At 69.6% G+C, this 12,686-nt stretch carries 11 protein-coding genes; 8 read left to right on the plus strand and 3 right to left on the minus strand.

Translation table 11 applies throughout. From position 1 onward, the window contains the following. Window positions 1–55 precede the first annotated feature (55 nt). Window positions 56–541: a PAS domain-containing protein gene (locus FJM51_RS15990; protein ID WP_140455146.1), complete on the minus strand. Its 486-nt coding sequence runs from the start codon at window positions 539–541 to the stop codon at window positions 56–58. A 688-nt stretch (window positions 542–1,229) separates the two neighbouring features. Here FJM51_RS15990 and oxlT point away from each other — a divergent pair. Then, window positions 1,230–2,507: an oxalate/formate MFS antiporter gene (gene oxlT, locus FJM51_RS15995; RefSeq protein WP_267901434.1), complete on the plus strand. Its 1,278-nt coding sequence runs from the start codon at window positions 1,230–1,232 to the stop codon at window positions 2,505–2,507. A 243-nt stretch (window positions 2,508–2,750) separates the two neighbouring features. On the opposite strand, the gene FJM51_RS16000 is transcribed toward oxlT, so the two are convergent. Continuing rightward, a complete protein-coding gene (locus tag FJM51_RS16000) occupies window positions 2,751–4,211 on the minus strand; it encodes a mannose-1-phosphate guanylyltransferase/mannose-6-phosphate isomerase (protein ID WP_140455148.1) in 1,461 nt (486 codons plus the stop codon). Window positions 4,212–4,604: 393 nt separating this feature from the next. Here FJM51_RS16000 and FJM51_RS16005 point away from each other — a divergent pair, with 393 nt between their 5' ends. Further along, complete coding sequence (locus tag FJM51_RS16005) at window positions 4,605–4,964, plus strand: YigZ family protein (protein ID WP_140455149.1); 360 nt, start codon at window positions 4,605–4,607, stop codon at window positions 4,962–4,964. A gap of 71 nt (window positions 4,965–5,035) precedes the next feature. Here FJM51_RS16005 and FJM51_RS16010 read toward each other — a convergent pair whose 3' ends face one another. Continuing rightward, complete coding sequence (locus FJM51_RS16010; RefSeq protein WP_140455150.1) at window positions 5,036–6,340, minus strand: MFS transporter; 1,305 nt, start codon at window positions 6,338–6,340, stop codon at window positions 5,036–5,038. Window positions 6,341–6,489: 149 nt separating this feature from the next. Between FJM51_RS16010 and cyoA the strand changes: the two genes are divergently transcribed. From cyoA to FJM51_RS16040, 6 genes are all read left to right on the plus strand, one after another. Continuing rightward, window positions 6,490–7,581 carry a ubiquinol oxidase subunit II gene (gene cyoA / locus FJM51_RS16015; protein WP_140455151.1) on the plus strand — a complete coding sequence of 364 codons (1,092 nt, stop codon included), beginning with the start codon at window positions 6,490–6,492 and terminating at the stop codon, window positions 7,579–7,581. A 14-nt stretch (window positions 7,582–7,595) separates the two neighbouring features. Continuing rightward, entirely contained in the window at window positions 7,596–9,602 is a 2,007-nt protein-coding gene (gene cyoB / locus FJM51_RS16020) for a cytochrome o ubiquinol oxidase subunit I (RefSeq protein ID WP_140455152.1), read from the plus strand. A 3-nt stretch (window positions 9,603–9,605) separates the two neighbouring features. Continuing rightward, on the plus strand, window positions 9,606–10,220 hold the full coding sequence (gene cyoC, locus FJM51_RS16025; protein ID WP_140455153.1) for a cytochrome o ubiquinol oxidase subunit III: 615 nt from the start codon (window positions 9,606–9,608) through the stop codon (window positions 10,218–10,220). Further along, on the plus strand, window positions 10,217–10,636 hold the full coding sequence (gene cyoD / locus FJM51_RS16030) for a cytochrome o ubiquinol oxidase subunit IV (protein ID WP_140455154.1): 420 nt from the start codon (window positions 10,217–10,219) through the stop codon (window positions 10,634–10,636). The genes cyoC and cyoD overlap by 4 nt, the downstream gene beginning before the upstream one ends. Window positions 10,637–10,714: 78 nt before the next feature. Further along, entirely contained in the window at window positions 10,715–11,431 is a 717-nt protein-coding gene (locus tag FJM51_RS16035) for an SURF1 family protein (RefSeq protein WP_140455155.1), read from the plus strand. Window positions 11,432–11,496: 65 nt separating this feature from the next. Further along, the gene (locus tag FJM51_RS16040; protein ID WP_140455156.1) at window positions 11,497–12,615 is read left to right on the plus strand and encodes a THUMP domain-containing class I SAM-dependent RNA methyltransferase; all 1,119 of its coding nucleotides are present in this window, start codon (window positions 11,497–11,499) and stop codon (window positions 12,613–12,615) included. Window positions 12,616–12,686 lie beyond the last annotated feature (71 nt).

Raw genomic sequence — 12,686 nt, forward strand, 5'->3', positions numbered from 1 at the left:
TCTCCCTTGAATGATTCAGTGTTCTGCCCGGGCAGCCGTGCCGCCGACGCGGATCTCACGCGGTGTCCGGGACGGTTTCCCGCGCCGCCTCTTTCGGGCGGGCGCTTTTCAGAGCCTTCAGTCTCAGCCTTAACTCGCGATCCTCCTTCCAGCGGGCCGTCTCGTCGCGCACGATCGCGACGATCTGGCTGACCGCGCCGGTCGCGTCCCGCAGCAGCGAGACGGTGAACGCGATCGACAGGTCCGCGCCGTCCTTGCGCAGGGCGGGCACCTTCAGCAGCGCCTCGCCGTAGCGCGTCACGCCGGTCTCCATCGTGACGCGATAGCCTTCCCAGTGCCGCTCGCGGTGGCGTTCCGGGGTGATGAGGTCGAGCGTCCGGCCGAGCGCCTCGGCCTCGGTGAAGCCGAATACCCGCTCCGCGGCGGCGTTCCAGAAGACGATGACGCCGTCCCGATCCGACACGATGATCGCATCGCCCGCGCCGGCGACGAGCTGCTGGAAGTCCAGCGTTCCGCTCCGGCCCGTCGTCTCGGTGTCCATGGTGATCCTCCCCCTCCCGACTCGTCGCCGCGGCGGCGAGGCCATGAGTTGTGCTTGGCATGTGGCATACCATGATCATGCATGTCAAGTGGGAGAACGCGCACGGCGACGAGAGCGACGGCCTCGGGCGCGGCATTTCCTCCTCGCCCCCGGGTGCCGCGCGGGCGCCGGATCACGCTCGCCACCGTCGCCCTCCTTCCCGAGGGTCAGCGGCGGGCACCCCGATCCTGGGCGGCGAGCCTGGGGAAGGGGCGCGGTGCGGCGAATCACCGCGCGTCCATCCGTTCCCTTGACACCCCTCCGAAAGCCCCCGCCGGAGCGGTTCCGGATCCCTCCGAAGGCCGCTGCGAGCGCCCCGCGAGCCGCGATTTTCGCCTCCGGCGGGCCGCCGAACCGGCCTTCCCGCTCCCGCCGAGTCGATGAGAGCGGAAATAAGGATCGCCTGATAAATGGCTGAATAAACGTCATTTTGCGCGCCAGGAATTCGCCTCCGAAAGCCGGCCCGAAGCCTCCCGAAAACCTCCTCGCGGCGGAGTTGATCGGCACCCGGCAAAAAACTGTTGCCTTGCCTCTGGTATGCCAAATACTTTGTACCAAAAGAAAACGCCGAAAACTGGCAGCTTGGGAGGAAGCACTTATGACGACCACTGTGTCGCCCAAAGGCGCCGTCGCGCCTACGAATCGATGGATGCAGCTGACGATCGGAGTCATCTGCATGGTTCTCATCGCAAACCTTCAGTACGGATGGACTCTGTTCGTCAAGCCGATGTCGGAAACGACCGGCTGGTCCATCGCCGGCATCCAGGTCGCCTTCAGCATCTTCGTGGCGCTCGAGACCTGGGCCACCCCGTTCCACGGCTGGGTCGCCGACTCGCTCGGTTTCGAGCGCGGCCCGAAGGTCATGATCGCGCTCGGCGGCCTCATGGTCGGCATCGGCTGGATCGTGAACTCGATGGCCGGCTCGCTCGGCATGCTCTATCTCGGCGCGGCGCTCTCGGGCATCGGCGGCGGCGCCATCTACGCGGTCTGCGTCGGCATGGCGGTGAAGTGGTTCCCGGATCGCCGCGGCCTCGCGGTCGGCATCACCGCGGCCGGTTTCGGCGCGGGCTCCGTGCTCACGGTCATTCCGATCCGCATGATGATCGCCTCGCATGGCTACGCCGACACCTTCTTCTGGTTCGGCCTCGTCCAGGGCGCGATCATCTTCGCCCTCGCCGGCTTCGCCCGGTTCCCCGCCGCCGGCGAGGCGCCCGCGCCGATCGCCTCGAAGCTGCCGCAGCTTTCCGAGAGCATCCCGCCGCGCGAGGTCCTGCGCACCCCGGTCTTCTGGCTCCTCTTCGCGATGTTCGTCGCGGTGTCGGCCAGCGGCCTGATGGCCACCGCGCAGCTCGCGCTGATCGCCAAGAGCTACGGCGTCTCCGACACGGTGCTGCTGTTCGGCGCGACCACGCTCACCGTCGCGCTGATCGTCGACGGCCTCGCCAACGGCGCCGCCCGTCCGCTCTTCGGCTGGGTGTCCGACAAGATCGGCCGCGAGAACACGATGGCCGTCGCCTTCGGCCTCGGCGCCGCCGCCTACTGGCTGCTCGCCGGGCTCGGCGCGAACCCCTGGGGCTTCGTGATCTGCGCCGCGCTGATCTTCTTCACCTGGGGCGAGATCTTCAGCCTGTTCCCGTCGACCTGCACCGACACCTTCGGTCAGAAATATGCGACGACCAACGCCAGCCTGCTCTACACCGCCAAGGGTGTGTCGGCCTTCCTGGTGCCCTTCGCGAACGTCATCAAGGACGCGACCGGCAGCTGGCACGGCGTCTTCGTCACCGCGGCGCTGACCAACGTGGCGGTCGTGCTCATCGCGCTCTTCGTCCTGAAGCCGATGCGCCGCGCCATGGTCGAACGTCGCAACCGCGCCGGCGAAGCCGTCGCACGGGAGGATTTCGGCGGAGCTGTCGCGCCGGCGGAATAAGCCGCGGGCACGACGCTCAACTTTACCGCCCGTGTCATCCGACACGGGCGGCTTTTCCGTTTTCGGGGACCTGTCCCCGCGAGGCCCCGGCGCGGCGTACCGCGCCCTCCCGCGCGCTCCCGCCGGGCGAGATCGGCGGGGAGAGCTTTCCCCGGAACGGGACCGGCCGGCGATGGCACCGCCACCGCCGGCCGGGACCGGGCTTCGGGAAAGGGGAGGGGCCGCGCGCTCGGCCCCGGGGGTTCAGCCCCGGCCGAAATCATCCTCGATGCGGATGATGTCGTCTTCCTCGAGATAGGATCCGGTCTGCACCTCGATGAGTTCGCAGGGGATCTTGCCGGGATTGGCCAGCCGGTGGACCGAGCCGAGCGGCAGGTAGACCGACTGGTTCTCGTGCACCAGCATCACCTCCGCGTCGCGCGTCACCTCGGCGGTGCCATGCACGACGACCCAGTGCTCGGCGCGATGGTGATGCCGCTGCAGCGACAGTTTCGCGCCCGGATTGACCACGATCCGCTTCACGCGGAAGCGCGGGCCGATGTCCATCGTCTGGTACCAGCCCCAGGGCCGGTAGGACCGCGCAGAGGCGGTCGCCTCGCTCCGGCCGTCGCGCTCCAGCGTGGCGACCAGCGCCTTCACCTCCTGCGCGCGGTCCATCGGGCAGACCAGCACGGCGTCGGGCGTCTCGATCACCGCCAGGTTCTCGACCCCGACGGCGCAGACCAGCCGGCCCGAACTGCGCAGGTAGCTGTCGCGGCTGTCGCGCGCGACCACGTCGCCCACGGTCACGACGCCCGCCTCGTCGCGCGGCGAGACCGTCCAGATCTCGCGCCAGTCGCCGACGTCGGACCAGGTGAAATCGGCGGGCATCACGACGCCGCGCCGGGTCTTCTCCATCACGCCGATGTCGAAGGAGGTCTTGGGGATCGCCGCGTAGCTGTCGCCGAGGCGCAGCGAGCCGAGGTCCATCCCGCCCTCGTCGAGCGCCGCGCGCACCGCGCGCAGCGTCCCGGGCGCGTGCGCCTCGATCTCGCGCAGCGCGGCGCCGGCCTTGAAGCAGAACATGCCGGCGTTCCAGAGGTAGCCCTCCGCCACGAGCGTCTCGGCCCGCGCGGCGTCGGGCTTCTCGACGAAGGCGCCGATGTGGAAGCCGCCCTTCTCCGCCGTGGCGCCCGGCCGGATGTAGCCGTAGCCGGTGGCCGGGCCGCGCGGCATCAGGCCGAAGGTGACGAGATCGCCGCCCGAGGCGGCGGCCGCGGCCGCGGCGGCGGCGGCGGCGAAGGCGTCGGGATCGGGAATGAGGTGGTCGGAGGGCAGGAGCAGGCCGAGCGTCTCCTCCCCGCCGCGCGCGGCGAGCACCAGCGCGCCGAGCGTGGCGGCGGCCAGCGTGTCGCGGCCCTCGGGCTCGAGCACCAGCTCGATCCCGACGCGGACCGCGGCCGCCTGCTCGGCGGCGATGAAGCGGCCCGCGACGCTCGTGATCACGATCGGCGCGGCGAAGACCGGATTGGCGGCGAGCCGGCGCAGCGTCTCCTGGAACGGCGATTCCGCGCCGAGCACCGGCGCGTGCTGTTTCGCGAAATCCCGCCGCGACATCGGCCAGAGCCGCGTGCCGGAGCCGCCGCAAAGCACGATCGGAACGATCGCGCCGTCCCCGACGGAGGTGATCGGCTGGGGCGCCAGGGCAACATCGAATCTGGTCATGGGATCATCCTGTGTCGCGGCCGGGCCCGGTTCCCGGACATCGCGTTTTTCCAAGGCCGGGCAGCGGACCGGCGGGAGGGGGTGGAAGACGGGGCGACGCGGCGCGCGTCCGGCGCGGCGTTCCGGACCGGCCGGGTCACGGCCGGGGCGGACGGGAAGGGCCGGACCGATGCCCCGGACCGGCCGCCTCGCGGCGGCGCGAGGCAGGGCGCGGGGAGCGCGGGGGGCGCGGATTGCGCGATCATGTCGCCGTACTCGAAAAACAGAACACCGGGTGCGAACTCAGCCGCGTCGGAACGCGCCTCGCCCGGAGTGTCCGAAAACCCGCGCCGTCTGTCAACGCGCAAGCGCCCCCCGATTGATCGCCGGATCTCTTCGCGATAGCCACGGCGGATGCTGGTGCTCGAGAACGTCATATCCGACCGGGGATCGCGCTACGCGGTCGCGGGCGGGCCCTGCGCGGATGGCGCGGCGGCGCGGGAGTTCCTGCGCGCGCTCCGCCGCGACAAGCGCTTCGCCAGGGCGACGCACAATTCCTGGGCGCTGATCGGGCGGGAAGGGGCGCTGAAGAACGACGATGGCGAGGCCGGGGCCGGGATGGTCATCCTGCGCGAACTCGATCGCGAGGCGCTCTCGGGCCATATCGTCGTGGTGACGCGCTGGTTCGGCGGCAAGCATCTCGGCGGCGACCGGTTCCGGCATGTGCGCGAGGCGGTCCGGATCTATCTCGCCGCGCGGGAAACCGCGGACTGAGGCCGGATCGGGGGCCGGACCGGGGGCCGGACCGGAACCGGCGGCGCGCCCGCCGCCGGTCCCGGGAGAGGTCATTCCTCGTCGCGGATCTCGAGCCGCTGGCTCAGGATCAGCGCGACGATGGAGCAGATCGCGCCCGAGAGCAGGTAGAGGCCCGAGGCGAAGAGGCCGAACTGCGAGGCGAGCAGCAGCGCGACCAGCGGCGCGAAGCCCGCGCCGACCAGCCAGGCGAGGTCCGAGGTCAGCGCCGAGGCGGTGTAGCGGTAGCGGCGGTCGAAGCGCGAGGCGACCGCGCCCGAGGACTGGCCGAAGCTGAGGCCGAGGAGACCGAAGCCGAGCACCATGAACAGGAATTCCCCGCTCTGCCCGGCGTCGAGCAGCACCGGTCCGAGAAGCGCGAAGACGGCGATCGCGAGCGCGCAGACGAAGAGCAGCCGCCGCCGCCCGAACCGGTCCGCGAGCGCGCCCGAGCCGAGCACCGCGGCGAGGCCGACGAGCGAGGTGCCGATCTCGATCGCGAGGAAGCCCGGCACGGAATCGTTGGTCGAGAGATAGACCCAGGAGAGCGGAAAGACCGAGACGAGATGGAAGAGCGCGAAGGTCGCGAGCGGGGTGAAGGCGCCGATCAGGATGTTCGACCCCTCGGCCGCGACCGTCTCCCGCACGCTCGACGGGCGCAGTTCGTGGTTGCGGAACTGCTCCTCGTATTCCTCGGTCACGACGATCCGGAGCCGGGCGAAGAGCGCCACGACGTTGATCGCGAAGGCGACGAAGAACGGATAGCGCCAGCCCCATTCGAGGAAGTCGGCCTCGCTCAGCCCGGTGACGAGATAGACGAAGAGCGCGCTCGCGACGAAGAGCCCGACCGGGGCGCCGAGCTGGGGAATCATCGCGTACCAGCCGCGTTCCTCCCGCGGCGCATTCATCGCGAGCAGCGAGGCGAGCCCGTCCCAGGCGCCGCCGAGCGCCAGCCCCTGGGCGATCCGCATCCCGCAGAGGATCACGATCGCGTAACCGCCGGCCACCGAGTAGTCCGGCATGAAGGCGATGCCCGCCGTCGCGCATCCGAGCAGGAAGAGCGCCACCGTGAGCTTGATTCCACGCCCGAAACGGCGGTCGATCTCGGTAAAGATCAGCGTTCCGAAGGGCCTGGCGACGAAGGCGAGCGAAAACACCGCGAAGGAGAGCAGAACCCCGTCGAGCGGGCTCGCGAAGGGGAACATCACCCGCGGGAAGACCAGGACGGAGGCGATGGCATAGACGAAAAAGTCAAAGAATTCAGAGCTTCTTCCGATGACCACGCCGACCGCGAGTTCCGGTACGCTCGCATGGCCGTGCTCTTCGGCCTCTTCCGCGAGAGAGGATTCGTAGGACATCGCGGCTGCCTCCAATGCGTTATCCCGGGGGCCGAATCCCCCGGCCCCGCGCACTCTCTTATAGCCCTCGATTTTCAGTATGCTAAGGAGGAATCGGACTCGGGTGCCGGTGTCGCCGCTCGGGGGACGCGACTGCGGGAATGATGAACATGAAGTTGAGACGATCGCTGCTTTGCACGCTGCCGGTCATGGCGCTCCTTGGCGGATGCGACATGGTCGTGCTCAATCCCTCCGGTTATGTCGCGGCGCAGCAACGCGACGTCCTCGTCACCTCCACGCTGCTCATGCTGCTCATCATCATCCCGGTGATGGGGCTCACCGCCTTCTTCGCCTGGCGCTACAAGGCCTCCCGCAAGGCGCGTTACGATCCCGACTGGCACCACTCGACGAGCCTCGAACTGATCATCTGGGCCGCGCCGCTGATGATCATCATCTGCCTCGGCGGGCTCACCTGGGTAAGCACCCACATGCTCGATCCGTTCCGTCCGCTCGAACATATCGGCGAGCGGCGCCCGGTTCCCGCCGATGCGAAGCCGCTCGAGGTCGATGTCGTCGCGCTCGACTGGAAATGGCTCTTCATCTATCCCGAATACGGCATCGCGACCGTGAACGACGCCGCCGCGCCGGTCGACCGGCCGATCCACTTCAAGATCACCTCGCAATCGGTGATGAACGCCTTCTACGTTCCCGCGCTCGCCGGCATGCTCTACGCGATGCCGGGGATGGAATCGCAGGTCCACGCGGTGATGAACTACCCGGGCGAATACGACGGCTTCTCCTCGAACTACAGCGGCGCGGGCTTCTCGCACATGCGCTTCAAGTTCCACGGGCTGGAGCCGAGGGATTTCGTCGCCTGGATCGGCGCCGCGCGCGCCTCCGGCAGGACGCTCGACCGCGCGGAATACCTCGCGCTGGCCGAGCCGAGCGAGAACGTGCCGCCGTCGAGCTACGCCGCGGTCGAGCCCGACCTCTTCGACCGGGTCGTGGGCCGCTGCGTGGAGCAGGGGCGGATGTGCGCGGGCGAGATGGCCTGGCTCGACGGGCAGGGGGGCACCGGCCTCGCCGGCACGGTGAACCTGCTGCCGGCGCCCGACCAGGCGAGCGCGCCCTTCGGGGCCACGCCCTTCCACGTGGCGGAGCTCTGCGCCCCGCTGCCCGATACCGAAACGCGGCGTGACAGCCTCGCGCTGCTCACGCCCCTGACGCCCGCCCCGAGCGGCGCCTCCGACCAAACCTTCTGACCCGGGGCAGCGCAATGGCCATCGAACAACATATTCCCACCACCTTCCTCTTCGGGCGGTTGACCTGGGAGGCCTTCCCGATCCACGAGCCGATCCTCGTCGCGACCTTCGCGGGCGTCGTGCTGGGCGGCCTCGCCCTGCTCGGGGCGATCACCTACTTCCGGCTCTGGGGCTTCCTCTGGAAGGAATGGTTCACGAGCGTCGATCACAAGAAGATCGGCATCATGTACATCGTGCTCGGCATCGTGATGCTGCTCAGGGGCTTCGCCGACGCGGTGATGATGCGCCTGCAGCAGGCGCTCGCCTTCAACGGGTCCGAGGGCTACCTGCCGGCGCACCACTACGATCAGGTCTTCACCGCCCACGGCGTGATCATGATCTTCTTCGTTGCGATGCCGCTCGTCACCGGCTTCATGAACTTCGTGATGCCGCTCCAGATCGGCGCGCGCGACGTCGCCTTCCCGTTCCTGAACAACTTCTCGTTCTGGATGACGGTCGGCGGCGCGGTGATCACGATGGTCTCGCTCTTCGTCGGCGAATACGCGCAGACCGGCTGGCTCGCCTATCCGCCGCTCTCGGGCATCGCCAACAGCCCCTATGTCGGCGTCGACTACTATATCTGGGGGCTCCAGGTCGCGGGCGTCGGCACGACATTGTCGGGCATCAACCTGATCGTGACGATCATCAAGATGCGCTGCCCCGGCATGACGATGATGCGGATGCCGATCTTCACCTGGACCGCGCTCTGCTCCAACATCCTGATCGTCGCGGCCTTCCCGGTCTTCACCGCGCTTCTCGTGCTGCTCGCGCTCGACCGCTACGTGGGCACGAACTTCTTCACCGCCGACAACGGCGGCAACCCGATGATGTACGTGAACCTCGTCTGGATCTGGGGCCATCCGGAGGTCTACATCCTGATCCTGCCGGCCTTCGGCATCTTCTCGGAAGTGACCTCGACCTTCTCCGGCAAGCGGCTCTTCGGCTATTCCTCGATGGTCTACGCGACGGTCTGCATCACCGTCCTCTCCTACATCGTCTGGCTGCACCACTTCTTCACGATGGGGTCGGGGGCGAGCGTGAACTCGTTCTTCGGCATCACGACGATGATCATCTCGATCCCGACCGGGGCGAAGCTCTTCAACTGGCTCTTCACCATGTTCCGGGGCCGCATCCGCTACGAGCCGCCGATGATGTGGACGGTGGCCTTCATGCTCACCTTCACGATCGGCGGCATGACGGGCGTGCTCCTCGCGGTGCCGCCGGCGGATTTCGTGCTGCACAACTCGCTGTTCCTGATCGCGCATTTCCACAACGTGATCATCGGCGGCGTGGTCTTCGGCCTCTTCGCGGGCATCCAGTTCTGGTTCCCGAAGGCCTTCGGCTTCAAGCTCGAGCCGTTCTGGGGCAAGGTGTCGTTCTGGTGCTGGCTCACCGGCTACTGGCTCGCCTTCACGCCGCTCTACGTGCTCGGCCTGATGGGCGTCACCCGGCGCATGCGGGTCTTCGACGACCCGAGCCTGCAGATCTGGTTCCTGATCGCGGCGATCGGCGCGGGGGTGATCGCCTGCGGCATCGCGGCCTTCCTGATCCAGATCGGCGTCTCGATCCTGCGGCGCGACCAGCTGCGCGACACGACCGGCGATCCCTGGGACGGCCGGACGCTCGAATGGGCGACCTCCTCGCCGCCGCCGGCCTACAATTTCGCCTTCACCCCCGTGGTGCGCGAGATCGATGCCTGGTGGGACATGAAGAGCGCGGGCTACGTCCGCCCGACCTCGGGCTTCATCCCGATCCACATGCCGAAGAACACCCCCGCGGGGATGATCCTCGCCGGCCTCGCGGTGGTCTGCGGCCTGGCGCTGGTCTGGTACATCTGGTGGCTCGCGGCGCTGAGCTTCCTCGGGCTCATCGGCTATGCGATCTGGCACACGTTCAACTACAACCGCGACTACCACATCCCGGCCACCCAGGTTACGGCGACCGAGGATGCGCGCGGCCAGCTTCTGGCCGGGAGGGCCTGACCGATGACGACGACGGCGGCCACGCCCGTGTTCTACCTCACCGAGGAGGAACACCACGAGCCGGGGGGCTTCACCAACCTCGGCTTCTGGATCTACCTGATGAGCGACTGCCTCATCTTCGCGGTCCTCTTCGCCACCTATGGCGTGCTCGGCGCCAGCCTCGCCGGCGGGCCGGGGCCGCGCGACCTCTTTGATCTCAGCCTCGTCGCGCTCAACACGACGATGCTGCTGCTCTCCTCGATCACCTACGGTTTCGCGATGCTCGCGATGCACCGGATGGACCAGAAGGAGACGATCAAGTGGCTCGCGATCACCGGGCTCTTCGGCGCGGCCTTCATCGCGATCGAGCTCTACGAGTTCCGCCACCTCATCCACGAGGGCGCGGGGCCGTGGCGCTCGGGCTTCCTCTCGGCCTTCTTCGCGCTCGTCGGCACCCACGGGCTGCACGTGAGCTTCGGCATCCTCTGGCTCATCGTCTCGATCGTCCAGGTCCGCGCGAAGGGGCTCATCCCCGCCAACCAGCGGCGGCTCACCTGCCTGTCGCTGTTCTGGCACTTCCTCGACGTCGTCTGGATCGGCGTCTTCACCTTCGTCTATCTGATGGGAGTGCTGCGATGAGCGCCGGTCATCCCGAGGCGGCGCACGGCGCCCACGAGGCGCGTCATGGCGCCCATCACGACCCGCACGAGGCGCCGCACGGCACCTACGAATCCTACACGCGCGGCTTCGTGCTGTCGGTGATCCTGACGGCGATCCCGTTCATCCTCGTGATGTTCCGCCCGATCGACAGCGCGGGCTATACCGCCGCGATCGTGCTCGCCTGCGCGCTGATCCAGATCCTCGTGCACATGATCTACTTCCTGCACATGAGCCCGAAGGCGGAGGGGGGCTGGCTCCTGCTCTCGACCGTGTTCACGATCGTGCTGGTGGTGATCGCGCTCGCGGGCTCGCTCTGGATCGTCTACCACCTCAACAGCAACATGATGCCCTCGATGGGCGAGATGCCGAACATCGAGCGGCCCTACGACGAATAGTCCCGGCCGCGCCGCGACATCCGGGGCGCCGGTCCGCGGGGACCGGCGCCCCTGCCTTTTGACGAGGTGGTCCCCGCGATGAAGCGCGTCCGTTCGATCCTCGCCTGGCTCGCCGTCGCGCTGGCGGTCACGGGCTTCGTCGCGCTCGGCGTCTGGCAGCTGGAGCGGCGGGCCTGGAAGCACGCGCTGATCGCCCGGGTCGACGCCCGGGTGGCGGCCGCGCCGGCCGCGCCGCCGGGGCCGGGCGACTGGGCCGGGGTCTCGGCGGGACGCGACGGCTACGCCCATGTGCGCCTCACCGGGCATTTCCTGCATGACCGGGAGGTGACGGTCCAGGCGGTGACGGAGCTCGGCGCCGGCTACTGGGTGCTGACGCCGCTCGACGCGGGGGATTTCACCGTGCTCGTCAACCGGGGCTTCGTGCCGATGGACCGCCGCGACCCGGCGCGCCGGGCGGCGGGGCAGGTCGCGGGGGAGGTGACGGTGACCGGCCTCCTCCGGATCACCGAGCCCGGCGGCGCGTTCCTGCGTGCGAACAACCCGGCGGCGGGACGGTGGTATTCGCGCGACGTCGCGGCGATCGCGGCGACCGAGGGGCTCGAAGGGCCGGTGGCGCCCTATTTCATCGACGCGGACGCCGCGCCCAATCCGGGCGGGCTGCCGGTCGGCGGGCTGACCGTGATCCGGTTCCGCGACAGCCATCTGAGCTACGCGCTCACCTGGTTCGCGCTCGCGGGCGGGCTCGCCGGCGCGGTGATCTGGCTCCGCCTGCGCGGACCGCGGGACCGCGCGTAGAATTACGCCCATCCCTCGCCACGGTTTCGGTGGCGGTTCCCGGCGCGCCAGGATAGCGAGGCTCCATGGACGCGCCTTCGACATTCGAGATCTTCCTCTCCGCCGCCCCGGGGCTCGAGCCTGTGCTGCTCGCCGAGGCGCAGGAGCGCGGCTTCGGCCCGGCCAGCGCCGTGCCGGGCGGCGTGACCTTCCAGGGCGGCTGGCCGGAGGTCTGGCGGGCCAATCTCGAACTGCGCGGCGCGACGCGGGTGCTGGCGCGGATCGGCGCCTTCCGCGCGCTGCATCTCGCCCAGCTCGACAAGCGGGCGCGCCGCTTCCCCTGGGCGACGGTCCTGCGCCCCGACGTGCCGGTCCGGGTCGAGGTCACGGCCCGCGCCTCGCGCATCTATCACGCCGGCGCGGCGCGCGAGCGGATCGAGCGCGCGATCCGCGAGGAACTCGGCGCGCCGCTCGCCGACGAGGCGCGGGTGGTGGTGAAGGTCCGGATCGAGGACGACCTCTGCCAGCTGAGCCTCGATACCTCGGGCGAGTCGCTGCACCGGCGGGGCTACAAGCAGGCGGTGGCGAAGGCGCCGATGCGCGAGACGCTGGCCGCGCTCTTCCTGCGCGCCTGCGGCTTCGACGGGACCGAGCCGGTGCTCGACCCGATGTGCGGCTCCGGCACCTTCGTGATCGAGGCGGCGGAGATCGCCGCCGGCCTCGCCCCCGGGCGGGCGCGGAGCTTCGCCTTCGAGGATCTCGCGAATTTCGATCCCGCCGCCTGGGAGGCGCTGCGCGCCGCGCCCCGTCCGGCGCCGGGCGCGGGGATCGCGATGCTGGGCTCGGACCGCGATCAGGGCGCGGTCCGGATGAGCGTCGCGAACGCCGCCCGCGCCGGGGTGGCGGAGCGGACCCGCTTCGAATGCCGCCCGGTCGCCGATCTGGAGCGGCCCGCGGGGCCGCCCGGCCTCGTCATCGTCAACCCGCCCTATGGCGCGCGCATCGGCGCGCCGGGGCCGCTCCGGGGCCTCCATGCGAGCCTCGGCGCCGCGCTGCGCGAGAGGTTCGGCGGCTGGCGCGTCGGCCTCGTCACCAGCGATCCCGGCCTCGCGCGCGCGACGGGCCTGCCCTTCGCGCCGCCGGGGCCGCCGGTCGCGCATGGCGGGCTCAAGGTCCGGCTGTTCCGGACGCCGCCGCTCGGATGATCCCGCCCGGAGGCCGGTCCCGGCGGGAAGGCGCGGAACGGCCGGGCGCCGGGCGAATGCGCGTGACCCCG

The sequence above is a fragment of the Amaricoccus solimangrovi genome, assembly GCF_006385685.1.
GTDB lineage: Bacteria > Pseudomonadota > Alphaproteobacteria > Rhodobacterales > Rhodobacteraceae > Amaricoccus > Amaricoccus solimangrovi.

Bases quoted from the DNA above. Each gene is read 5' to 3' on its own strand.
- FJM51_RS16040 (WP_140455156.1), top strand. From the start codon at position 11,497: ATGGACGCGCCTTCGACATTCGAGATCTTCCTCTCCGCCGCCCCGGGG.
- cyoD (WP_140455154.1), top strand. From the start codon at position 10,217: ATGAGCGCCGGTCATCCCGAGGCGGCGCACGGCGCCCACGAGGCGCGT.
- cyoB (WP_140455152.1), top strand. From the start codon at position 7,596: ATGGCCATCGAACAACATATTCCCACCACCTTCCTCTTCGGGCGGTTG.
- FJM51_RS16010 (WP_140455150.1), bottom strand. From the start codon at position 6,340: ATGTCCTACGAATCCTCTCTCGCGGAAGAGGCCGAAGAGCACGGCCAT.
- oxlT (WP_267901434.1), top strand. From the start codon at position 1,230: ATGCAGCTGACGATCGGAGTCATCTGCATGGTTCTCATCGCAAACCTT.
- FJM51_RS15990 (WP_140455146.1), bottom strand. From the start codon at position 541: ATGGACACCGAGACGACGGGCCGGAGCGGAACGCTGGACTTCCAGCAG.
- cyoC (WP_140455153.1), top strand. From the start codon at position 9,606: ATGACGACGACGGCGGCCACGCCCGTGTTCTACCTCACCGAGGAGGAA.
- FJM51_RS16005 (WP_140455149.1), top strand. From the start codon at position 4,605: ATGCTGGTGCTCGAGAACGTCATATCCGACCGGGGATCGCGCTACGCG.
- cyoA (WP_140455151.1), top strand. From the start codon at position 6,490: ATGAAGTTGAGACGATCGCTGCTTTGCACGCTGCCGGTCATGGCGCTC.
- FJM51_RS16035 (WP_140455155.1), top strand. From the start codon at position 10,715: ATGAAGCGCGTCCGTTCGATCCTCGCCTGGCTCGCCGTCGCGCTGGCG.
- FJM51_RS16000 (WP_140455148.1), bottom strand. From the start codon at position 4,211: ATGACCAGATTCGATGTTGCCCTGGCGCCCCAGCCGATCACCTCCGTC.